Raw genomic sequence first — 20937 nt, forward strand, 5'->3', positions numbered from 1 at the left:
GAACGATCACCAACGATCTTCTCGGTACGTGGGCGCTCGTGGGACACCATCGCGCACAGTGGGACTGATGGGAAACCAACAGCCTCAAATGTGACTTGCACCACAAAGAGAATGCCGACAAAACCCTACATAACGACCGTCATTGCGGGATGTCCTCCAGGAGATCCGTCACCATCGCGGCGATCGGCGAACGCTCCGAACGGTTGAGGGTGACGTGGGCGAAGAGCGGATGACCCTTGAGCGCCTCGATCACCGCGGTCACCCCGTCGTGCCGCCCGACGCGGAGATTGTCCCGCTGGGCCACATCGTGCGTGAGCACCACCCGGGAGCCCTGGCCGATCCGGGAGAGCACCGTCAGCAGCACCCCGCGCTCCAGCGACTGCGCCTCGTCCACGATCACGAAGGCGTCGTGCAGGCTGCGGCCCCGGATGTGCGTCAGCGGCAGCACTTCCAGCAGCCCCCGCGAGGTGACCTCCTCCAGCACGTTCTCGTGCACCACCGCGCCGAGCGTGTCGAAGACCGCCTGTGCCCAGGGCGACATCTTCTCCGACTCGGAGCCGGGGAGATAGCCCAGTTCCTGGCCACCGACGGCGTAGAGCGGGCGGAAGACGACGACCTTCTTGTGCCGGCGGCGCTCCATCACCGCCTCCAGCCCGGCGCAGAGGGCCAGCGCCGACTTTCCGGTGCCGGCCCGCCCGCCCAGCGAGACGATGCCCACCGACTCGTCCAGCAGCAGGTCGAGCGCGATCCGCTGCTCGGCCGAGCGGCCGTGCAGCCCGAACGCCTCCCGGTCGCCACGGACCAGCCGTACGGACTTGTCGGGCATCACCCGACCGAGCGCCGAGCCCCGGGCCGAGTGCAGCACCAGGCCGGTGTGGCAGGGCAGCCCGGCAGCGGCGTCCAGGTCGAGCGACTCGCCGGCGTAGAGCTGGCCGATCTGCTCCTCGGCGAGCTCCAGCTCGGTCATCCCGGTCCAGGTGGGGTCGCTGGCCTGACCGTGCCGGTACTCGTCCGCCCGCAGGCCCACCGAGGCGGCCTTGACCCGCAGCGGCATGTCCTTGCTGACCAGGGTCACCTCCCGCCCCTCGGCGGCGAGGTTCAGCGCGACGGAGAGGATCCGGGCATCATTCGAGTCGGTGCGGAACCCCGGCGGCAGCACGCCGTCGTCGGAGTGGTTGAGCTCCACCCGCAGCGTGCCGCCGGAGTCGTTGGTGGGCACCGGACGATCCAGCCGCCCGTGCCGGACCCGCAACTCGTCCAGCATGCGCAGGGACTGCCGGGCGAACCAGCCCAGCTCCGGGTGGTGTCGCTTGCCCTCCAGTTCGGAGATGACCACGAGAGGCAGGACCACCTCGTGCTCGGCGAAGCGGTGGAAGGCCGCCGGGTCGGACAGCAGCACCGAGGTGTCCAGGACGAACGCCTGGCCTGCTGGTCGGGGCTCCTCGGTGCCGACCGGAGCGGCGGACGCGCTGCGGCGGCTCCGGGTGGCGCGGCGGGTCGTGGCAGTCGCGGCCGGGGTCTGGTCGGTCCCGGCGGGCGTACGGCGAGTCGTCACAGGCCTGCTCCGACGGATGGGCACCCGCCACCCGTGTTCCGCCTCCTCCGGTGCCCGGGGACACGGGGTCGGATGCGGAACCCCGTGCGCGAGGTCGCAGATCCGGGCGGACCGGCTGGCCCGGGAGAACCCCGTGCCATGCCTAGACGCTAGCCGCGCCGGACCCCGTGGGCTAGAGGGCGAACGTGGATCTCCGGGGACCGTCTGGTGAACGGGACCGGCGGCGGAACCGGCCGGGATGCATGCCCCCTGCGCGCATCCCGGCCGGCGGGACCACCGTCACCGGTCTGACGTGGTCCCGACGGTGCGTGTCCGCCGCGGACGCCGCACCGCGCCTGTGTTCCGGCCGACGGGGCCTCGGGCTCCCCGCCGACCGGGCTCATCCGGTCCGCCGGACCAGGGTGCCGGTCGGATGCCGCCCGGCGACCGGCGCTACCGGCGCTACCGGCGCTACCGGCGCTACCGGCGCGGAGAACGACGAGCCGGTGTACGTGGTGCCGGGCCGGACCACGGTGCCGGTGACCCGGTTGGTGGTGCCGGGCGACGGGCCGGCCAGGGCGGACGCGATGGCCGCCTGGGCGTCGCGGCGACGACGGTTCCAGGCCCCCCGGTCGCCGTCGAAGTAGCCCTGCCGGTAGCCGAACCGATAGCCGATCCGGTAGCTGAGCTGACCGTGCAGCCGCCCGGCGGCATAGCTCGTGGCGCCGAGGACGAGGACGAGGAAGACGGCGAGGAAGGGGCTCATCCGGCGGCTCCGGGCCGCCGCGGCTGCCGGGTCATCGCTCCTCCGGCTCGGTCGGGGCGGGCTCGGCGACCAGCAGCCGGTCCAGGTCGTCGGTGCTGACCTCCTCGACCAGCTCGACGCTGATCCGGCAGCCGTCCACGACGACCTCGGCCACCGAGGAGCGGCGGATCTCGCCACCGGCGTCGTACACCCGGACGCTGAGCTCGGGGCAGCCGAGGTGGGTCCGCCAGGCGTCCCACTCGGTGCGGTCGCCGACGCTGAGCGACAGATAGCGGCAGCCCCGGGCGAGGTAGAGCCGCCATGGCGCGCTCAGGCCCGCGGCCACCCCCGCCGCGATCAGGCCGAAGGCCTGGGCACGGGTGGCTAGCTCGGTCACCACACCCCCCTCGCACCGGTGGCGTGACGCATGTGAGCACTGATCGTCTCATGCACGTGACACACCGTAGATTGTCCCATGAGCGTGACAGTATCAGCTTTTCGTCCGTTTACCGCGGCCCCTACGGGCATCTACTCTGCCCAGGTGACACCCCTCAGGAGCGGTGCCGGATCGTTTACCGGCATTCCGAAGACCACGTCACGTACGCGTGACAACAGCGTGCCAGGACGCGCGCCGATGGCCGGCTGGTCGTACCGTCACCAGGTGACCGAGACGGCCAACGCACGGAAGATCGCCTTCGCCACCTTCGTCCGTAGGGCACTCGACGAGGCCCGGGCCACCCGGGCCTGGAGCGGCACCGAGGTGTCCCGTCGCACCGGCGTCTCCCGGCAGACCATCAACCGCTGGGTCCGGGGCGACTGGGCGAGCGACCCGGAGGCCGAACGCGTGGTCGCGTTCTGCGAGGGCCTCGGCCTCAGTCCCGCCACCGCCTTCGCCGCGCTGGGCTGGGAACGGACGACCAGCCCGCACAGTGCCCCGACCCCGCCGCCGATGGACCCGGACGTGGAGGCCCTGCTGCGCCGGCTGGTGGACCCCGACGTCTCCGACGCGGAGAAGTTCCACATCCGAGAAACCATCCGATATCTCGCGTACCGCCCCACGCTCCCGGTCGATGTCCGAAAGCGAGGGAAACAGGCCGGCTAGTTCCTCAGATGGCGAAAGAACGGCAGGTCAGACTCATTCGTTTCGCTCCGGGGCCGGAACGGGCGCGCTAGCGTCCCTATTCGTACTGCTTGGGCTCGTCGTCGGCGGGGGGACGGGACAAGGCCGAACCCAGCCCTGCGGGACAAGAAGGAGGGGTCTGTCCATGACCCTGAAGTGGATGGCAGTCGTGATCGCCACCGTGTCGCTGACACTGGGCGTGACCGGAAACGTGGTGACCCTGGCGGTCAACGGCGGGCAGCTTCCCCTGCTCGTGAACCTCCTCGCGCTCACCTGCGCCGGCACTGCGGTCGTCCTGGCCGTGGTCGCCGAGTTGCACGACCGGCTCGACAACCGGGTCAGCGCCCTGACCGACTTCCTCGTCGGCCGGCTGAAGGAGATCGAGGACCGCACCGGCGACCGCAACAGCGGATTCGTCGAGGGTTACCTGCTCAGCCACGGCCAGGAGGCCGCCGTCGTGCCGTTCGGCCGGCGGGGACGGGGAGCCGCCGAACGCTGACCGCCAGGCCCCCCGCAAACCGACCACGCGCCCCGGGCGCCGGCCGGACGCCACCTCTCGCCGGGGATTGAGCCGCCCCGCCCGGGGTACGCTGTGGCGCGTGCCGCCGTTGAACCTGGGCAACCAGCAACCGAGGATCCCGTTGGACGCCGACCAGGCCTGGCGGACGACCGCCGCGAGGGCGGCCGGGACCGTCCTCTTCTTCGACTTTGACGGCACCCTGGCGCCGGTCGACGACGATCCCACCGCCGTCCGCCCCGCCCCGAAGGTGCTGGCCGCGATCGAGGCGCTCGCCCCGGTCGTCCGGCGGATCGCGATCGTCTCCGCGCGCCCGGTCGACTTCCTCCGCGACCACCTCGGCGGCCTCACTGGCGTCGACCTGTACGGCCTGTACGGCCTGGAGCACAGTCACTCCGGCGGCGAGACCGTGACGGAACCGGCGGCCCTGCCCTGGGTGCCCACCATGGCCGAGCTGGCCGAGCTGGCCCGGGCCGAACTGCCCGAGGGCGCGCTGGTGGAATACAAGCGGCTCTCCGTGGCGCTGCACTGGCGCACCGCGCCGCAGCTCGGCGGGGCCGTGGAGCGGTGGGGCCTGGCCCAGGCCGAGCGGCTCGGGCTCAAGGTCCAGGCCGGGCGGATGGTGCTGGAGCTCAAGCCCCCGGTCGACGGCGACAAGGGCCTGGTGATCGGCGAGATCGTCCGGGACGCCGAGGGCGCCTGGTACTTCGGGGACGACGTCTCCGACATCAAGGCGTTCGCCGCGTTGCGGGCCCGGGCCGCCGCCGATCCACACTTCTTCGGCGTCTGCGTCGCCGTCGCCAACCCGGAGACGGGTGACGAGGTCGCGGAGGCAGCCGACCTGACCCTGGACTCCCCCGCCGCCCTCGGCGACTTCCTCACCGCCGCCACCCACCACCTCACCTGACCCCTCCCAAACCCCCAACCCCGCCCCGCCCCGCCCCGCCCCGCCCGGCCCTGCCCTGGCCCTGCCCTGTCCCGGCCCCGCGATCTTGCACTTTCCGCCCGGTCAAACAGGTTCAAAACGGTCATCGGTGGGGCCGGAAGTGCAAGATCGCGGAGGAGAGGCGGGGACGGGGCAGGGGCCGCGGGGCAGGGGGCAGGGGGCGGCGGGGTGGTGGTGGGGGAGAGAGAGGCGGGGCGCGCGAGTGGGCGAGTGGGCGCGGGTGGGGTCAGGCGCCGTAGCGGCGTTGGCGGTTGGCGTAGGAGCGCAGGGCGCGCAGGAAGTCGATGTGCCGGAAGTCCGGCCAGTTGAGTTCGCAGAAGTAGAACTCCGAGTGCGCCGACTGCCACAGCATGAAGCCGGAGAGGCGCTGTTCGCCGCTGGTCCGGATGACCAGGTCCGGGTCGGGCTGGCCTCGGGTGTAGAGGTGTTCGGCGATGTGCTCGACGTCCAGCACCTCGGCCAGTTCCTCGAGGGTGCCGCCGGAGGCGGCGTACTCCAGCAGCAGCGACCGGACCGCGTCGGTGATCTCCCGCCGGCCGCCGTAGCCGACCGCGATGTTGACCTCGGCCCCGCCGCTGCGGTCCCGGGTGCGTTCCTCGGCAGCCTTCAGCGCGGCAGCGGTTGAGGCCGGGAGCAGGTCGAGCGCGCCGACCATCCGCAGCCGCCAGGGGTTGCCCTCCTCAGCCAGCTCGACCACCAGGTCCTCGATGATCTGGAGCAGCGGGTCGAGTTCCTTGGCCGGACGGCGCAGGTTGTCGGTGGCCAGGAGATAGAGCGTGACGTGCCCGATGCCAGCCTGGTTGCACCAGCCCAGCATGTGCTTGATCTTGACGGCGCCCATCCGGTGCCCGTCGTTCGGGTCGACGTAGCCCATCTCCCTGGCCCACCGCCGGTTGCCGTCACACATCACGCCGACGTGCCGGGGCACCGGCTTGCCCGCGAGCTTCGCGGTGAGGCGACGCTCGTACACCGAATAGATCAGGTCCCGCAGAGTCATCACCTTGCAGCGTAGCGACATACCCGGCGGATCACCGCCTCGGAGTGCGCTCCCGCGCCGACAGACCGATGCCGATCATGCCCAGTGTGCGAGCGTCGAGCCGTCCGTCACCCAGCCCCAGCTCGACCACCGCCCGGTAGACGCGCTCGTCCCGACGCGCAGCGCGGACCGCCGCGTCGACCACCCGCCGGTGCCGGGCCAGCCACGCCGCGAGCGAACTGTGCCGCAGGTGGGTGCCGAGCCGCCGGCGCAGCCCGTCCGCGTACCGCCGGGCGGCCTGCTCGGGCGAGCCGGCCGCCGCCGCGCCCGCGAGCGCTCCGGAGAGCAACGCGTAGAAGATGCCCTCGCCGGTGAACGGGTTGATCAGGGAAAGCGCGTCCCCGGCGAGCACCACCCGGCCGAGCCCGGGGGACGGGCGGTGCGTCGACAGCGGCAGGTGGTGGGCCCGCAGGTCGGTGACCGTGGTCGGGTCCGTGTCGGGCAGCAACGCGCCGAGCCGGTCGACCAGGTGTGCCCGGGTCAGCGGCTCGCCCCGCAGCACCTCCCCGTACCCGACGTTCGCCCGACCGTTCCCGATCGGGAACGACCAGGCGTACGCCGGCCAACGCGGCGCCGATGTGACGATGAGCTGTTCGGGCGGGCCGGGCAGGGCAGGGGCGTACCCCCGGATGGCGAGCGCCAGGTGCCGGTCGGGATTCGGCCGCTGCCCGAGCACCCGCCGGACGATGGACCCGGCGCCGTCCGCGCCCACCACCGCCCGCGCCGTCAGCCCACCGTCGAGCACCACCCGATCGGCCCGTACCTCAATGTGACGTACCACGTGCCGGCGCAGCTGCGCGCCAGCCGCGACCGCCGCCACCACCAGCCGGGCGTCGAAGACCCGCCGGGGCACGGTGTACGCCGGCCGGGGCAGCGCCCGGGCCACCGTGCCACCGCCCGGCCCGACCAGTCGCAGCGCCGGCAGCGGCGCGTGCCCGGCCACCGCGTCGGACACCCCCAGCTCGTCCAGTACGTCCAGCGCGTGCGCCGCGATGCCGTCCCCGCACGCCTTGTCCCGAGGAAAGTCGGACCGGTCCAGCAGCAGCACACTCGCCCCCGCCCGGCGGGCCGCCAGCGCAGCGGCCGACCCGGCCGGACCGGCCCCGACCACCACCACGTCGAACTCGTCGCGTCCCACCGTGTCGCGTCCCACCATGTCGCGTCCCACCGCGTCACCTCCCACCGCCGGTCCGGCTCCTCCGGCCATCCTGCCGCCGGACACACCCACCGTGCCGAAACCCGCCCGGCACGTCAGGTCGCCCGGTGCTACATGCACCCGGCGGGCCGACCCACATCGGGGACGCGATCCGTGTGCTCTCGACGCGGGTCGCCGGGGGAGATCCGGTCGTGTCGGATCCATGTCGCGCTGACGCGGATACCGAGAGCGCGGGCGCTGTCGAGCCCGGCAACCCGCGCAGTTCGTCGTCGGGCTGCTCTTCCGGTGCTGATGCTGCCCGCACAGACGGGCAGGAAGCTCCGACCCACTAGCCGCGATCTCGGCCACCCGACCGCGGTGACCGCCACGGGCCTACGCCGCCGGAGCGGCCCGTTCGGCACGGGTCGCGCGCCTCAGGCCGTAGAGCGTCAACGCGGCGGCGGCGAGCAGGGGGCCGCCGTCGCGGACCAGCCCGTCCGGGCCGAGCAGCCACCAGCACAGTGGCAGGTCGACGGCGAGCACGACCGCGGTGACCGCCACCAGCAGTGTGCGGGCCCAGCCCTTGCCGCGCATGAGGAAGGCCGTGCAGAAGAGCACCGCGTAACTGGTCACGATCCCGGCGCCGAACCAGAACAGCACGGCGGGTACGGCGGCCAGCCGGTCGTCCAGCACCGCGCCGCCGGCGACCAACGCCGGGACCAGCATGAGCGGGCTGTAGGTGAACGCCGCGGCCCGGCTGGTGAGCAGCCAACCGCTCACCTCCGGCTGGCGGGGCGGGGTCTCCCGCCAGGAGATGCCGTCTCGGTCGATGACCAGCCGGGGCCGGTGGCGGACCAGGTGCCCGGACACGGCGGGCGAGCGGTAAAGCAGCCAGACCACGGCGACGCAGAGCCCGGTGAGCAGGGCAAACCCGAGCAGCCCCGGCAGCGGCGGCACCCCCTGGCGGGGCACGATCAGCCGGCCGACCGCGAAGACCGTGGTCACCGCCAGGATCAGCCCGAACGGCCGGGCCACCGTCCGGCCCCGACGGACATGCCCGATCAACAGCAGGAAGCCGAGCGACCGGAGCATTGCCCAGCCCGTCCGCACCGCCAGCCCGAAGCCCTGCTCCGGGGCGTACCACCAGTTGAGCAGCTCGACCACGACGGTGGCCGTCGCGGTCAGCGCGAGCAGCGTGGTCAGCGCCCGGACGGCGGACGGCCGCCGGACCTCGGTCACGGCGGCCGTCCTCATGGGATCCGATGATGCCCCGTCGGGGCGTCGGTCACACCTGTCCTCAGCGCTGCGGCTCCGCGTCGAGCCGGGCGCGCAGCGCGTCCAACTCGGCCCAGAGCACGCCCGGCAGCTTGTCGCCGAACTTCTCGAACCACTCGGTGACCAGCGGGAGCTCCTTGCGCCACTCCTCCGGGTCGACCTTCAGCGCGATCCGGACGTCCTCCGGGGTCATGTCCAGGCCCTCGATGTCGAGCGCGTCCTGGGCCGGGACCATGCCGACCGGAGTCTCCACCGCCTCGGCGCGCCCCTCGATCCGCTCGACGACCCACTTGAGCACCCGGGAGTTCTCGCCGAAGCCCGGCCAGAGGAAGCTGCCCTCCGGGTCCTTGCGGAACCAGTTGACGTAGTAGATCTTCGGCAGCTTGGCCTCGTCGCCGTCGGTGCCCTTGCCCATCTCGATCCAGTGCCGGAAGTAGTCACCGGCGTGGTACCCGATGAACGGCAGCATCGCCATCGGGTCGCGCCGTACGACGCCGACCGCGCCGGAGGCGGCAGCGGTGGTCTCCGAGGAGAGCGTCGCGCCCATGTAGACGCCGTGCACCCAGTCGCGGGCCTCGGTCACCAGCGGAATGGTGTCCCGGCGGCGACCACCGAAGAGGATCGCGTCGATCGGCACGCCGTTCGGGTCGTAGTAGTCATCGGAGAGGATCGGGCACTGGGTGATCGGGGTGCAGAACCGGCTGTTCGCGTGCGAGGAGAGGCTGTCGCTCTCCGGCGTCCAGTCGTTGCCCTTCCAGTCGATCAGGTGCGCCGGCGGCTCGCCCATGCCCTCCCACCAGATGTCCCCGTCGTCGGTCAGGGCCACGTTGGTGAAGACCGAGTTGCCGCGGTCCAGCGTCCGCATCGCGTTGGCGTTGGTCTTCCAGTCGGTGCCGGGCGCGACGCCGAAGAGGCCGTACTCCGGGTTGACCGCGTAGAGGCGGCCGTCGGGGCCGAAGCGCATCCAGGCGATGTCGTCGCCGATGGTCTCGACCTTCCAGCCCGGGATGGTCGGCTCCAGCATGGCCAGGTTGGTCTTGCCGCAGGCCGACGGGAAGGCGCCGGCGATGTGGTAGACCTTCCCCTCCGGCGAGGTGATCTTGAGGATCAGCATGTGCTCGGCGAGCCAGCCCTCGTCGCGGCCCATCACGCTGGCGATCCGCAGCGAGTAGCACTTCTTGCCGAGCAGCGAGTTGCCGCCGTAGCCCGAGCCGAAGGACCAGATCTCCCGGCTCTCCGGGAAGTGCGAGATGTACTTCGTCTCGTTGCACGGCCACGCCACGTCCTGCTGGCCGGGGGCGAGCGGGGCGCCGATGGAGTGCAGCGCGTGGACGAAGTCCACGTCGTCGCCCATGGCCTCCAGGACCTTCGCACCCATCCGGGTCATGATGCGCATGGAGGCGACCACGTACGGGCTGTCGGTGATCTCGACACCGAACATGGGGCTCTCGGCCTCGACCGGGCCCATGCAGAACGGGATGACGTACATGGTGCGCCCGCGCATGCAACCGCGGTACAACTCCGTCATCGTCCGCTTCATCTCGGCCGGCGCCATCCAGTTGTTGGTGGGGCCGGCGTCCGCCTCGTCGACGGAACAGATGTAGGTGCGCTCCTCGACCCGGGCGACGTCGGTCGGGTCGGTCCGCGCGTAGAACGAGTTGGGCTTCTTCTCGGGGTTGAGCCGGATCAGGGTGCCGGCCTCGACCAGCTCGTCGGTGAGGCGACGCCACTCCTCGTCGGACCCGTCCACCCAGACGACGCGGTCGGGGGTGGTCAGTTCAGCGACCTCACGGACCCAGGCGAGCAGTTTGGGGTGGGACGTCGGGGCCTGATCGATACCCCGAACGGTAGCCGGAGCAACCATGACACATCTCCTTGGTGGTCGACGCTGACCGATCTATGGGATGCACGAGTCTTGACGGCGCTATGCGTCGCCTTCGTGGAAACCTGGGATTGGCCTCAGCGTAAACCGGGTGCGGTCGCCAGTCAGTGGGACTGGTTGTGAAGAACTGCACAAGGTGCGGTCACGCTGCGGCATCACGAGCTAATACCCGCTTTCACGCGCAGTTTCACGCAAATCTTGGGGAAACCCTCGCCGGCCGAGCCGGCCGCGGCCCGTCGCCGGAACCCGCGAACGGACCCGGATGTCGCCCTGACCTCGTTACGCTCTGTCCACAGACGCACACCCTGTGGGCCCGTGCGTCGTTGCTACCCGTGCGGGATGTCCGCAGCCGGTAGGCTCGCGTCGTGGCCGCGACGATGACCGGGGAGCCAGGTTCCCCGCAGACCCGCACGGGTCTGGCCCGCTCGCTGGTGGACCGCTTCGGCCACCTCGTCCGCGAGCTGAGCAAGTTCGCCACCGTGGGCGGGATCGCCTTTCTGATCGACTTCGCGCTCTTCAACTACCTGACGAGCGTGCGGGGCGTCGAGCAGGTCACCGCGAAGACCATCTCGACGGTGATCGCGGCGACCGTGGCGTTCTTCGGCAACCGGTTCTGGACGTGGCGACACCGCAGGCGCTCCAACCCGGCCCGCGAGTACGCACTGTTCTTCTTCTTCAACGCGGTCGGCCTGGGGATCGCCGTGGCCTGCCTGGCGATCAGCCGCTACGGCCTGGGCAGCATCTGGCCGGAGGTGTTCCAGACCCCGCTGGCTGACAACATCGCCAGCTTCGTCGTCGGCACCGGGCTCGGGACGCTGTTCCGGTTCTGGTCCTACCGACGGTTCGTTTTCGTGGAAGCGGGAACCCCGACCGTTCCGGAAGAGAAGCACGACCGAGACCACCGGGCGTGACCTGCCGCCCACCTCGTCCCGGCCGGAGCCTGCCGGCCCCGCCCACTGCCCTAAGGTGTTCCGCATGCGTCTTGTCCGTCTGCTGCCTGAGCGCTGGCAGAAGTTCATCCACGAGGCGCTCAAGTTCGGAATCGTCGGCGGCGTCAACACCGTAATCAATTACGCCGTGTTCAATGCACTCGCACTGACCGTTTTCGTCGACGGCCAGCTGAAGGCGACGGTCATCGCGACGGTGGTGGCGACGATCACGTCGTATCTCATGAATCGTCACTGGACGTACCGGGACCGCCCGAAATCAGCAATGCGGCGCGAGTATGCCCTATTTTTCCTTTTCAACGGGGCTGGCCTACTCATCGAACTGGGCGTCCTGGCCGCTGCCAAGTACGGGCTGGGCCTGAACAGCCTGCTGGCCCTCAACGTGGCCAAGACCGCCGGCGTGCTGCTCGCGACGCTGTTCCGCTTCTGGTCCTACCGGACGTTCGTCTTCCAACCGACGCCCGCCCACGCGGCCGACACCTGGCACAGCATCCCGCGCGACGAGTGGGACACGATGGCCGAGATGGATCCGGTGGCCGAGCTGGCCGAGTCGATCTCCGAGTTGGAGGAGTCGGAGCCACCGCCGGGCACCGGGCGGCGCGTTCCCCGCACCGCGACCGGCCCCTCCCCCGCGTCGGCGGCGGGCCCGGGGGCCCCGGTCCAGGGGCGCCCCGCCCCGCTCGGCTCCGGCCTCGGCGGCTCCCTCGACCGGAAACTGGAAGCGGAACTGGCCCCCGAACTCCAGGCCTCCAGCCGCCGACCGCCCCGCCGCTGACCCGCGCTGGCCCGCCGCACGCCCGGCCGGCCGACCGGGGGTGCCCACGGGTCAGGCGGTGGGGTCGCGCAGCGGCTTGCCTTCGTGCAGGTCCGCCAGGATGTCGCGCATCTCGTTGTCGCCGAGGGAGTGCTTGTCGTGGTGGGCCTCCACCAGCTCGTAGAGCTTGGTCTGGACCTGACCGACCTTCGGCACGTCGTGCAGAACGGACTGGCCGCGTTCGCCGGCCGACTCGATGGTCAGCGTTCCGCAGCCGAGCAGGCGCTCCACGAACTGCTGGTTCATCGCGTGGTCGTTGATCCGGGTCAGCGGGATGTCTCGCCGATCGCGGGAGAGCACCCCCTGCTGGAGCAGTACCCGCTCGTCGGTGAAGAGGTAGTGGGTGGTCCGCCAGACCAGGAACGGCCAGAGCGCCAGCCACAGCACCGCCAGCAGCGCCAGGCCGCCGATGACGGCGAGCGCGATCGAGCCGCCTCCGCCAGACGGCAGCAGCACCACGCCGGCCACCACCGCCGCGACGGCGAGCACGAGCACCGCGGCTGGCCGGATCAACGCCTTCCAGTGCGGGTGCAGGTGCAGTACGACATGCTCGTCCTCGGTGAGCACGTCATCGGGGAACGCCACAGGAACCTCCTCGCAGAAACGGACGCGCTGACCGTAACCGCTCCCCTCCCGCCGGGGGATCAGCCGCGCGGCGGGCCGACCCCCGCGATCTTGCACTTTCAGCCCCCGTTTCGCGGCTTTCACCCCTTACGCCGGGGCAACAACTGCAAGATCGGCGCCGGAGGAGGAGGGAGGGAGGGAGGGAGGGGTTTAGCGGAGGTGGAGGATGTCGCCGGCGGCCAGGGGGCGGGTGGTGGTGGGGGTGGTGATCAGGAGTTGGCCGTCGGTGTCGATGTCGGTGGCGGTGCCGGTGAGTTCCTCGCCGCCGGGCAGCAGCACGCGTACCCGCCGGCCGATCGTCGCGCAGGCCGCCAGGTAGGCGTCGCGCAGGCCGCTGGCGACCGCGTCCCCGCCGGCCGCGCGCCACTCGCCGTACCAGTCGGCGATCCCGCGTAACAGCGCCCGCAGCAGTGGGTCCCGGTCGGTGGCCGCCGCGCCGGCCAGTTGCAGGGAGGTCGCCGACAGCCCCGTCGGGTTCTCCGGCAACTCGTCGGCGCGGAGCGTGACGTTGAGGCCGATACCGAGCACGATCGCGGGCGGCCGGGCCGGCTCGGGCCCCGGCACCGCCTCGGCGAGGATGCCGGCGCACTTCGCGTCGCCGACCAGCAGGTCGTTCGGCCACTTCAGTCCAGCGTCCAGCTCGGCCAGCCGGGTCACCGTCTCGACCAGGGCGACGCCGGCGAGCAGCGGCAGCCAGCCGTACCCCGTCTGGGGTGCCGGCGGCCAACCACGCTCGGCGTCGGCCTCCCCCGGGCGGAGCAGCACGCTGGCGGCGATGCCGGCCCGGGCCGGCGACTGCCAGGCCCGGCCGCGCCGACCACGCCCGGCGGTCTGCCGCTCCGCGACCACCACCAGGCCCTCCGGCTCGCCGGCCCGGGCCGCCTCGGCGACGTCCGCGTTGGTCGAGCCGGTCTCGGCGCGCAACTCCAGCCGCGTCCAGGGCCCGTGCGGGGCGACCAGCGCCCGCCGCAGCCGCGCCGCCGACAGCGGCGGGCGGTCCAGATCGGTGTACGGGGAGCCCGGCATCCCGTCAGCCTACGGCCAGCCCGGCCAGCCGCCCGGAGGCGTCGCGGGTCGGGCTGAGGCGAACTGCACAGCGGCGCCGGCCTGAACCATCGTTATATTCCCAGGGTGACTACCGAGACCGGGATCAACATCCACAGCACCGCGGGCAAGCTGGCCGACCTGGAGCGACGGGTCGACGAGGCGGTGCACGCCGGGTCGGCACGAGCGGTCGAGAAGCAGCACGCGAGGGGCAAGAAGACCGCCCGCGAGCGGATCGAGATGCTCCTCGACGAGGGGTCCTTCGTCGAGCTGGACGAACTGGCCCGGCACCGGTCCATCAACTTCGGGCTGGAGAAGACCCGCCCGTACGGCGACGGCGTCATCACCGGCTACGGCACCATCGACGGCCGGCAGATCTGCGTCTTCGCCCAGGACTTCACCGTCTTCGGCGGCTCCCTCGGCGAGGTCTTCGGCGAAAAGATCGTCAAGGTGATGGACCTGGCCATGAAGATCGGCTGCCCGGTGGTCGGCATCAACGACTCCGGCGGCGCGCGCATCCAGGAGGGCGTCGCCTCACTCGGCCTCTACGGCGAGATCTTCTTCCGCAACGTACGGGCCAGCGGCGTCATCCCGCAGATCTCCCTGATCATGGGCCCGTGTGCCGGCGGCGCGGTCTACTCCCCGGCTGTCACCGACTTCACCGTGATGGTCGACCAGACCTCGCACATGTTCATCACCGGCCCGGACGTCATCAAGACGGTCACCGGCGAGGACGTGGGGATGGAGGAGTTGGGCGGCGCCCGTACGCACAACGCGCGCAGCGGCAACGCGCACTACCTCGCCACCGACGAGCAGGACGCGATCGACTACGTCAAGGCGTTGCTGTCCTACCTGCCGTCGAACAACCTGGACGAGCCGTTGGTCTTCGACGCCCCGGCCGACCTCGACGTGACCGAGGAGGACCGGGAACTGGACACGCTGATCCCCGACTCGTCGAACCAGCCGTACGACATGCACCGGGTGATCGAGCACGTCCTCGACGACGGCGAGTTCCTGGAGGTCCAGCCGCTCTACGCGCAGAACATGGTCGTCGGCTACGGCCGGGTCGAGGGCCGGCCGGTCGGCGTGGTCGCCAACCAGCCGATGCACTTCGCCGGCACCCTGGACATCGCCGCCTCGGAGAAGGCCGCCCGGTTCGTGCGCACCTGCGACGCGTTCAACGTCCCGGTGCTGACCTTCGTGGACGTCCCCGGCTTCCTGCCCGGCACCGGCCAGGAGTGGGACGGCATCATCCGCCGGGGCGCGAAGCTCATCTACGCGTACGCCGAGGCCACCGTCCCGAAGGTCACCGTCATCACCCGCAAGGCCTACGGCGGGGCGTACGACGTGATGGGCTCCAAGCACCTCGGCGCTGACCTGAACTTCGCCTGGCCGACCGCGCAGATCGCGGTGATGGGCGCGCAGGGCGCGGTGAATATCCTCTACCGCTCGGATCTGGCCGGCGCCGAGGATCCGGCCGCCGTGCGGGCCGAGAAGATCGCCGAGTACGAGGACACCCTCGCCAACCCGTACATCGCGGCGGAGCGCGGCTACGTGGACAGCGTCATCGCGCCGCACGAGACGCGCGCCCAGATCGTCCGCGCGCTGCGGGTGCTGCGCACCAAGCGCGAGACCCTGCCCCCGAAGAAGCACGGCAACATCCCGCTGTAGGGGCGTTTCCGGAGATCCCCGCGTCCGTTCGTGGAGGCGGGGATCTCCGCTCAGCAGCCGGGGTTCGCCGCCGCGCACATCCGGCGTGCCGCGGTCCTGCCCAGCGCCTCCAGGTCGGCGTGACTGAGGCCACGGCCGGGGCGGACGTCGTCGACCGGCTCCGCGACGGTGTCCACGACGGTGTCCGGGCCGGTCGCGACCACGGTGACCAGGTCGCCGACCCGCACCACCATGGTGACCTCGACCGACGGGGTCGCGGCCACCGCCTTCCCACCAGCCTGGCTGCGCGGGGGGACCAGCGACTCGTGTCGCAGCATCACGGACTCGTCACCGGCGAAGCCGCTGACCGGCGTCTCCCACCGGTGCGTTTCGACGGATGCCACCGGATGGCCGCCCAGGAACGTGGGCCCGGTGAACTGCCACTCCGCACAGGCGTTGAGCAGCATCCCGACGAGGCCGAAAATCAGCCGTCCCTGGCCCGGATCGACCCGGTAGACGTCCTGGGTGAGCGCCGGATGTCGTAACGTCGGGTCGACCGGCGCCCAGAGCAGGGTCTGGGACCGTGAATAACGGGACGTGGGTGCGTCCGACGGCACCCCCCGGGCTCGGCCGCAGGCCTCCAGCACCGGGTCGAGCCGTACCGGCGCCACGATGCCTGTCTCACCGAGCTGCACACCGGTCTTCAGGGGCACGTCCCGGGGGGCGAGCAGGGCCTCCGGCGGGATCTCGCCCGGCGCGACGCTCACCGGAGACACCGAGGCGGCGGCGACCAGGGGTGACGGCGATACCGACCGTCCGGCTGCCGCGTACGCGGAACCCGACATCACGACGAGCACCGCGACCGCCGCAGTCAACGCCGTACGCCTGCCGCGTCTGCGGGCCCGGGCCCGGATTTCCGCCGGCTCCGGCCAGCGGACGTCGCGCAGGTCCCGGTGCACCTGTTCGATCAACGTCATCTCGTCACGCATCAGCGCCCTCCTCCAGGTCAGAGACGGCGAGCAGCCCGGCGAGCGCGGTGCGCCCCCGGGAGAGTCGGGCTTTGACCGTGCCCACCGGGGCGGCCGTCTGCCGGGCCACCTCGGCGACCGGCAGGCCGACCAGGTAGTAGAGGGCGATGGCGGTGCGCTGCTCCTCGGGGAGCAGGCGCAGGGCGGTGACCACCTCGACGGTCGCGGTGTCCGGGCCGGGCACGCTCTCGCTGGCGCCGTGCCGCAGGTAGGCGCGGGCCCGGCTGCGCAGGCTGCGCCACCGGCTGACCGCGATCCGGCTGGCCACCACCCGCACCCATGCTTCCGGCTCCTCGTACGTGCTCACCGTCGACCAGCGCTGCCAGGCCCGGATGTACGCCTCCTGCACGGCGTCCTGTGCCTCGGCGAGGTCACCGGTGAGCGCGTAGACGAACCCGAGCAGCCGCTGCCGGCTGCCCCGGTAGAACTCGTCGAACTCGTCGACGTCCGGCAACTGCTACCTCCCCGTGGCGGTCGCAGGGAACACGCGCCCGGCGGGGCCACCGGTTGCCCGGTCAGTCGACCATTTTCAGAGCGTGATGCCAGCCCCGGTGAGGATCGGTCCGGCGAGCAGCAGCGCGCCGACGCCGAGGGCGACCAGGTTGACCAGGGCGAAGACGGTGACCCAGAAGAACGCGGGCAGTGGGGTGAGACCGGCCAGCTGGTCGGCGTCGGAGGCGGGCATCCGGCCCCGGGAGCGCAGCCGTTGCAGCTCCACCACCGGCCGCACCCCGCCGAGCAGCAGGAACCACACCCCGGTGTACGCGAACGCCGCCTGCACCTGCGGCTCGGCATACCAGGAGACGGCGAGCACCACCCCGCCGGTGACCAGCAGCGAGAGCACTCCGAAGACGTTGCGGATCATGACGAGCATGGCCAGCAGCAGTGCCACGGCCACCCAGAGCAGCAGGGTGATCCGGTTGCCGCCGAGCAGCCACGCGCCGGCCAGCCCGACCAGCGGCGGGGCGATGTAGCCGGCGAGCAGGGTGAGGATCATCCCCGGGCCGGTGGGCCGCCCGGCGGAGAGGGTCAGCCCGGAGGTGTCCGAGTGCAGCCGGATGCCGTGCAGCCGGCGGCCGGTGAGCAGTGCGACCAGCGCGTGCCCGCCCTCGTGGGCGATGGTGACGGCGTTGCGGGCGATCCGCCAGGGCACCCGGGTGGAGACCACCACCAGCGCGACAGCGGCCGTCAGCAACACCAGCAGGGGCGGCGGGTCCGGCTGCGCCGCGAACAGCTTGTCCCAGAGACCGCCGAGCCCGTCGATCGACACCATGGGGCGCGAGCCTACCGGCCCCGACCTGTGTCGCTGCGCCCTCGTCGGTCCGTATCGTGTGAAGCTGACCTGGTGGCGATCGGAGCGGGAGGTGGACGCCGGTGAGCGCCGCACCCCTGGAACCCCACATCGGCCTGTGGACAGAGGCCGAGTACCTCGCCATGGGCGAGACTTCGAACCGGATCGAGTTGCTCGACGGGAGCCTGATCGTGAGCCCTGCCCCGAGCAAGCGGCACCAGCGGGTGTCGAGGCTGCTGGCCAACAGTCTCGACGGCGCAGCCGGAGCCCTCGCGGTCTTCGAGGCGGTGAACGTCCGGCTCGGCGTCGACCGCCTCGTCATCCCCGACGTGGTGGTGGCCGACACCGACGACGAGGGCACCGTGGTCGAGGCGGCCGAGGTCGCCCTCGTCTGCGAAATCGTCTCGTCGGGGAATGCCGCCGCCGACCGGTTGGTCAAGATGCAGCTCTACGCGATCGCCCGGATCCCGTGGTACCTGCTGGTCGAGCAGGACGGGGCCGGCCACTCGCTGCGGCTGCACCGGTTGGACGGCGCGCACTACGTCGAGGATCAGGTCGCGAAGCCGGGCGAGGAACTCAGCCTGGCCGAGCCGATCCGCTGGCGTGTCGACCCGGCCATGCTCCGCTGAGCGGCACCTTCAGCGCCTCCAACGGCGGTCGTCAACTGGTCCGGCTGCCCGCCACGCCACCGTCTCGGGCGTCAGGCTCGCCGTCGGGCCGACACGGGAACGGTCACCGCGTTGTCGCGGGCGAGCGCGTTACGCCGGGCGAACCGCCGGGCACCCACCCCGGCAAGCGTGACGGTGACGACGCTGATCAGCGCGTACAGCACCGGCAGGCCGGCGCTGACGAGCAGCAGGACGATGTCGCCGAGGGCCACGAGCATCCACAGTGCCACTCGAGGCCGGGCGTCCCTGAGTCGGTATCCCATGTCGTACCCTCCCTTCCGTCGTGAGGGTCAGATACCCCGTACGACGGAAGGTCATGCGGATCGATCTCGCAGCGGCGCGAATCCCGCGGGTCAGTCCTGGCGGTCGGGCACGAAGCCCTTCGCGATCCGGTCGAAGTTGGCCAGGTTGGCCTGCCAGTCCTTCTCGGCGACCTCCCAGCGGAGGGCGTAACCGCGATTCTTGGCCGTGACGAAGCCCCGGTTGCGGACGTGGATCCGGGTCCCGTCGCGGGTCTCCAGCCACTCCCAGTCCGCGCAGGTCTTCCAATAGTCGCAGCGTTCGATGCTGAGGTACTGGTAGTTGTTCACCCGGCTCTTGCGGCTCGGTTCGTTCCGCTTCCAGTCGGCGTACGCGTCCGACTTCGGCGAGGAGGTCCACTGCACCAACAACTCACCCACTCCGCCGGGCTCGTCGAAGACAACGGTGTCGGCTCCGGCGCTACGGCGCACCCAGGTCGCCGGCAGCGGCAACGCGAAACCTGCCGGGTCCTTGTGCAGCTTCCAACCCGCCGGCAGCGCGTTCGGATCGGTGGAGGGGGTGGCCGACGGTGTCGGGCTCGGCGCGGCGCTCGTGGGCGGGGCCGGCGCGGAGGACTGCGGCTGCGAGGTCGCGGCGTTGGTCGGGTCGGCCTGCGGGCCACCGCCGCCGCCCCCACCGTCGCCGCTGGTCAGCATCGGCACGACCACCACCAGGCCGATCAGCAGCACCGCGACCAGCACGCCGATCAGCACGTTGCGCCGGGTGTTGTCCGGCTTCGTGTCGTCGGACGGGACGACCGTCGCCCGGCCGGACGGCGGGCTCACCGGCGCGGGCATCACCGAGGTGGGGTTCGCCGGCTTCCGCGGCGCCGACTCCACCGGCTCGGTCCTCGTGTCGTCGAGTGCCGGCTTCGGGGCGTCGACCTTCGCCGTCGGGTCCGTGTCCGAGCTCGACGGTCCGACCTTGGCGGTCGGCGCGAGGTCCGAGGAGACCACCGAGGTCGCGTCCTCGGCGGCGGAAGCGGCAGCGGCGGCACCGGCCACCGCCTGTGGCGCGCGGGGTGCCGGCGGGCTGACCGGCTTGTCGGACCGTCCCTCGGCCGGACGCGGCGCCGGCACCAGCGGCGGGCGCGGCTCACGCGGACCATTCGGCCCCGGCCGGCGTACGCCGTCGAGCAGCGGGATGGTGCGCGTCCGCTTACCGCCGGCGCGACGCAGCAGCCGCTCCGCCACCTCGGCGGTGATCCGCTCGTTCGGGTCCTTGCGCAGCAGGCCGTTGAGCACCGGCTTGAGCGGCCCGGCGTTCTTCGGCGGCGGCATCGGCTCCGTGGCGAGCGCCGCCAGGGTGGAGATCGCCGACGGCCGCGCGTACGGCGACTTGCCCTCGACGGCGGCGTAGAGCGTGGCGCCCAGCGACCAGAGGTCTGCCTCCGGCCCGGCGGTGCCCTCTCGGGCCCGTTCCGGCGAGATGTACGCGGGCGACCCGAGCACCATGCCCGTACGGGTCACGTTCGGGTCGCCGGGAATCGTCGCGAGGCCGAAATCGGTCAACACCACCCGGCCGTCGTCACCGAGCAGCACGTTGCCGGGCTTGACGTCGCGGTGCATCACACCGGCCTTGTGCGCCGACTTCAGCGCGGCCAGCACGCCCAGGCCGATCTCCACGGCGCGGGCCGGCGTCACCGGGCCGTCCTCGGCGAGGGTGTCCTGCAACGACTTCGACGCTACGTACTCCATGACGATCCACGGGTCGCCGTCGGTGCGCAGCACGTCGAAGACGCGGACCACATTGATGTGGTTGAGTCTGGCGATGGCCCGGGCCTCGCGCAGCGACCGCTCCCGCATCTCGCGGCGTTCCTCGTCGGTGAGGCTGGGCGGCGGGACCAGTTCCTTGATCGCCACGTCCCGGTGCAGCACCTCGTCGCGCGCCTTCCACACCCGACCCATGCCGCCCTGACCGAGCGGCGAGAGGAGCCGGTATCGGTCAGCGACGAGTTGGGGCAGCGCGTTCGACATCGCCCAGACGGTACCCGGAGCCGACGACACTCACACCGCCGGCACGCCACTGTACGGTTCACGGCACGTACGCTGGCGGCATGTCTGCCGAAGAGCCGCTGTTCCGGGTCGTCCGTGGGATCCCCACCGCCGAGGAGTTGGCCGCGCTGGTGGGCGCGATCGTCGTACGCTCCCGCCCGGCCGCCGCGACCCCGCCGGTCGCCGCGTCCGCCTGGGCCCGCAGCGGCCGGCCCGTCGGAACGGCGGTCGCCGGCCCCGGCGCGTGGCGGGCCTCCGGCCTGCCCCGCTGACCTTTTCCGGTACGGATCACCGCAGCTCGGTGCCGATGCACACACGCAGGGTGGCCGGTGAGTGCCGGGGCGGGGCTGCCGACAGCCCCGGAGACCCATTAACCTCACTCAGGGA

Annotated in this window: 22 protein-coding genes; 8 read left to right on the plus strand and 14 right to left on the minus strand. The window is 71.7% G+C overall.

The window, feature by feature from the left end; genetic code table 11:
• Positions 1–139: 139 nt before the first annotated feature.
• The 3 genes from phoH2 to GA0070608_RS05455 all read right to left on the minus strand — a co-directional run bounded on the left by phoH2 (position 140) and on the right by GA0070608_RS05455 (position 2676).
• On the minus strand, positions 140–1555 hold the full coding sequence (gene phoH2, locus GA0070608_RS05445; RefSeq protein ID WP_091622735.1) for an RNA 5'-3' helicase PhoH2: 1416 nt from the start codon (positions 1553–1555) through the stop codon (positions 140–142).
• Between the two features lie 379 nt (positions 1556–1934).
• Positions 1935–2300, minus strand: coding sequence for a hypothetical protein (locus tag GA0070608_RS05450; protein ID WP_091622738.1), 366 nt, complete (start codon positions 2298–2300; stop codon positions 1935–1937).
• Positions 2301–2331: 31 nt separating this feature from the next.
• Positions 2332–2676, minus strand: a complete 345-nt coding sequence (locus GA0070608_RS05455; protein WP_091634341.1) for a hypothetical protein — start codon at positions 2674–2676, stop codon at positions 2332–2334.
• A gap of 264 nt (positions 2677–2940) precedes the next feature.
• On the opposite strand from GA0070608_RS05455, the gene GA0070608_RS05460 reads away from it, so the two are divergent.
• The 3 genes from GA0070608_RS05460 (at position 2941) to otsB (ending at position 4823) form a co-directional block, all read left to right on the plus strand.
• Positions 2941–3381 (plus strand): XRE family transcriptional regulator, encoded by a 441-nt coding sequence (locus tag GA0070608_RS05460; protein ID WP_091634345.1) that lies wholly within the window; start codon positions 2941–2943, stop codon positions 3379–3381.
• A 163-nt stretch (positions 3382–3544) separates the two neighbouring features.
• Positions 3545–3898 carry a hypothetical protein gene (locus GA0070608_RS05465; protein WP_091622742.1) on the plus strand — a complete coding sequence of 118 codons (354 nt, stop codon included), beginning with the start codon at positions 3545–3547 and terminating at the stop codon, positions 3896–3898.
• A 100-nt stretch (positions 3899–3998) separates the two neighbouring features.
• Positions 3999–4823, plus strand: coding sequence for a trehalose-phosphatase (otsB, locus tag GA0070608_RS05470; RefSeq protein WP_091622745.1), 825 nt, complete (start codon positions 3999–4001; stop codon positions 4821–4823).
• A gap of 265 nt (positions 4824–5088) precedes the next feature.
• Here the strand turns inward: otsB and GA0070608_RS05475 are convergent, their stop codons facing one another.
• From GA0070608_RS05475 to GA0070608_RS05490, 4 genes are all read right to left on the minus strand, one after another.
• Positions 5089–5859 carry an isoprenyl transferase gene (locus GA0070608_RS05475; protein WP_091634348.1) on the minus strand — a complete coding sequence of 257 codons (771 nt, stop codon included), beginning with the start codon at positions 5857–5859 and terminating at the stop codon, positions 5089–5091.
• Positions 5860–5890: 31 nt separating this feature from the next.
• The gene (locus GA0070608_RS05480) at positions 5891–7054 is read right to left on the minus strand and encodes a geranylgeranyl reductase family protein (protein ID WP_091634356.1); all 1164 of its coding nucleotides are present in this window, start codon (positions 7052–7054) and stop codon (positions 5891–5893) included.
• 372 nt (positions 7055–7426) lie between these two features.
• On the minus strand, positions 7427–8287 hold the full coding sequence (locus GA0070608_RS05485) for a hypothetical protein (RefSeq protein WP_091622750.1): 861 nt from the start codon (positions 8285–8287) through the stop codon (positions 7427–7429).
• 43 nt (positions 8288–8330) lie between these two features.
• Complete coding sequence (locus GA0070608_RS05490) at positions 8331–10172, minus strand: phosphoenolpyruvate carboxykinase (GTP) (protein WP_091622753.1); 1842 nt, start codon at positions 10170–10172, stop codon at positions 8331–8333.
• Between the two features lie 395 nt (positions 10173–10567).
• On the opposite strand from GA0070608_RS05490, the gene GA0070608_RS05495 reads away from it, so the two are divergent.
• Both GA0070608_RS05495 and GA0070608_RS05500 read left to right on the plus strand, forming a co-directional pair.
• Entirely contained in the window at positions 10568–11101 is a 534-nt protein-coding gene (locus tag GA0070608_RS05495) for a GtrA family protein (RefSeq protein ID WP_323135708.1), read from the plus strand.
• Between the two features lie 64 nt (positions 11102–11165).
• Complete coding sequence (locus GA0070608_RS05500; protein ID WP_091622762.1) at positions 11166–11912, plus strand: GtrA family protein; 747 nt, start codon at positions 11166–11168, stop codon at positions 11910–11912.
• 51 nt (positions 11913–11963) lie between these two features.
• On the opposite strand, the gene GA0070608_RS05505 is transcribed toward GA0070608_RS05500, so the two are convergent.
• Entirely contained in the window at positions 11964–12536 is a 573-nt protein-coding gene (locus GA0070608_RS05505) for a PH domain-containing protein (RefSeq protein WP_091622765.1), read from the minus strand.
• A 189-nt stretch (positions 12537–12725) separates the two neighbouring features.
• Positions 12726–13601 (minus strand): biotin--[acetyl-CoA-carboxylase] ligase, encoded by an 876-nt coding sequence (locus GA0070608_RS05510; RefSeq protein WP_091622768.1) that lies wholly within the window; start codon positions 13599–13601, stop codon positions 12726–12728.
• A 105-nt stretch (positions 13602–13706) separates the two neighbouring features.
• On the opposite strand from GA0070608_RS05510, the gene GA0070608_RS05515 reads away from it, so the two are divergent.
• A complete protein-coding gene (locus GA0070608_RS05515; protein ID WP_091622771.1) occupies positions 13707–15290 on the plus strand; it encodes an acyl-CoA carboxylase subunit beta in 1584 nt (527 codons plus the stop codon).
• A gap of 50 nt (positions 15291–15340) precedes the next feature.
• Here GA0070608_RS05515 and GA0070608_RS05520 read toward each other — a convergent pair whose 3' ends face one another.
• The 3 genes from GA0070608_RS05520 to GA0070608_RS05530 all read right to left on the minus strand — a co-directional run bounded on the left by GA0070608_RS05520 (position 15341) and on the right by GA0070608_RS05530 (position 17570).
• Positions 15341–16258, minus strand: coding sequence for a hypothetical protein (locus GA0070608_RS05520; protein ID WP_091622775.1), 918 nt, complete (start codon positions 16256–16258; stop codon positions 15341–15343).
• The gene (locus GA0070608_RS05525) at positions 16251–16751 is read right to left on the minus strand and encodes a SigE family RNA polymerase sigma factor (RefSeq protein ID WP_091622778.1); all 501 of its coding nucleotides are present in this window, start codon (positions 16749–16751) and stop codon (positions 16251–16253) included. The genes GA0070608_RS05520 and GA0070608_RS05525 overlap by 8 nt, the downstream gene beginning before the upstream one ends.
• Positions 16752–16826: 75 nt before the next feature.
• Complete coding sequence (locus tag GA0070608_RS05530; RefSeq protein ID WP_091622783.1) at positions 16827–17570, minus strand: M50 family metallopeptidase; 744 nt, start codon at positions 17568–17570, stop codon at positions 16827–16829.
• Positions 17571–17671: 101 nt separating this feature from the next.
• Here GA0070608_RS05530 and GA0070608_RS05535 point away from each other — a divergent pair, with 101 nt between their 5' ends.
• Positions 17672–18217 carry a Uma2 family endonuclease gene (locus GA0070608_RS05535; protein ID WP_245715706.1) on the plus strand — a complete coding sequence of 182 codons (546 nt, stop codon included), beginning with the start codon at positions 17672–17674 and terminating at the stop codon, positions 18215–18217.
• Positions 18218–18288: 71 nt separating this feature from the next.
• On the opposite strand, the gene GA0070608_RS05540 is transcribed toward GA0070608_RS05535, so the two are convergent.
• Together GA0070608_RS05540 and GA0070608_RS05545 are read right to left on the minus strand one after the other, a co-directional pair.
• Entirely contained in the window at positions 18289–18519 is a 231-nt protein-coding gene (locus tag GA0070608_RS05540) for a hypothetical protein (RefSeq protein WP_091622787.1), read from the minus strand.
• A gap of 90 nt (positions 18520–18609) precedes the next feature.
• Positions 18610–20532: a serine/threonine-protein kinase gene (locus GA0070608_RS05545; protein WP_091634366.1), complete on the minus strand. Its 1923-nt coding sequence runs from the start codon at positions 20530–20532 to the stop codon at positions 18610–18612.
• A gap of 80 nt (positions 20533–20612) precedes the next feature.
• Between GA0070608_RS05545 and GA0070608_RS05550 the strand changes: the two genes are divergently transcribed.
• A complete protein-coding gene (locus GA0070608_RS05550; RefSeq protein WP_091622792.1) occupies positions 20613–20822 on the plus strand; it encodes an acyl-CoA carboxylase subunit epsilon in 210 nt (69 codons plus the stop codon).
• Positions 20823–20937 lie beyond the last annotated feature (115 nt).

Origin of the sequence: Micromonospora peucetia (assembly GCF_900091625.1) — a bacterium.
GTDB lineage: Bacteria > Actinomycetota > Actinomycetes > Mycobacteriales > Micromonosporaceae > Micromonospora > Micromonospora peucetia.

Bases quoted from the DNA above. Each gene is read 5' to 3' on its own strand.
- GA0070608_RS05485 (WP_091622750.1), bottom strand. From the start codon at position 8,287: ATGAGGACGGCCGCCGTGACCGAGGTCCGGCGGCCGTCCGCCGTCCGG.
- GA0070608_RS05550 (WP_091622792.1), top strand. From the start codon at position 20,613: ATGTCTGCCGAAGAGCCGCTGTTCCGGGTCGTCCGTGGGATCCCCACC.
- GA0070608_RS05510 (WP_091622768.1), bottom strand. From the start codon at position 13,601: ATGCCGGGCTCCCCGTACACCGATCTGGACCGCCCGCCGCTGTCGGCG.
- GA0070608_RS05545 (WP_091634366.1), bottom strand. From the start codon at position 20,532: ATGTCGAACGCGCTGCCCCAACTCGTCGCTGACCGATACCGGCTCCTC.
- GA0070608_RS05530 (WP_091622783.1), bottom strand. From the start codon at position 17,570: ATGGTGTCGATCGACGGGCTCGGCGGTCTCTGGGACAAGCTGTTCGCG.
- GA0070608_RS05490 (WP_091622753.1), bottom strand. From the start codon at position 10,172: ATGGTTGCTCCGGCTACCGTTCGGGGTATCGATCAGGCCCCGACGTCC.
- GA0070608_RS05480 (WP_091634356.1), bottom strand. From the start codon at position 7,054: ATGGTGGGACGCGACACGGTGGGACGCGACGAGTTCGACGTGGTGGTG.
- GA0070608_RS05520 (WP_091622775.1), bottom strand. From the start codon at position 16,258: ATGCGTGACGAGATGACGTTGATCGAACAGGTGCACCGGGACCTGCGC.
- GA0070608_RS05495 (WP_323135708.1), top strand. From the start codon at position 10,568: ATGACCGGGGAGCCAGGTTCCCCGCAGACCCGCACGGGTCTGGCCCGC.
- GA0070608_RS05475 (WP_091634348.1), bottom strand. From the start codon at position 5,859: ATGACTCTGCGGGACCTGATCTATTCGGTGTACGAGCGTCGCCTCACC.
- GA0070608_RS05500 (WP_091622762.1), top strand. From the start codon at position 11,166: ATGCGTCTTGTCCGTCTGCTGCCTGAGCGCTGGCAGAAGTTCATCCAC.
- GA0070608_RS05540 (WP_091622787.1), bottom strand. From the start codon at position 18,519: ATGGGATACCGACTCAGGGACGCCCGGCCTCGAGTGGCACTGTGGATG.
- GA0070608_RS05450 (WP_091622738.1), bottom strand. From the start codon at position 2,300: ATGAGCCCCTTCCTCGCCGTCTTCCTCGTCCTCGTCCTCGGCGCCACG.
- GA0070608_RS05465 (WP_091622742.1), top strand. From the start codon at position 3,545: ATGACCCTGAAGTGGATGGCAGTCGTGATCGCCACCGTGTCGCTGACA.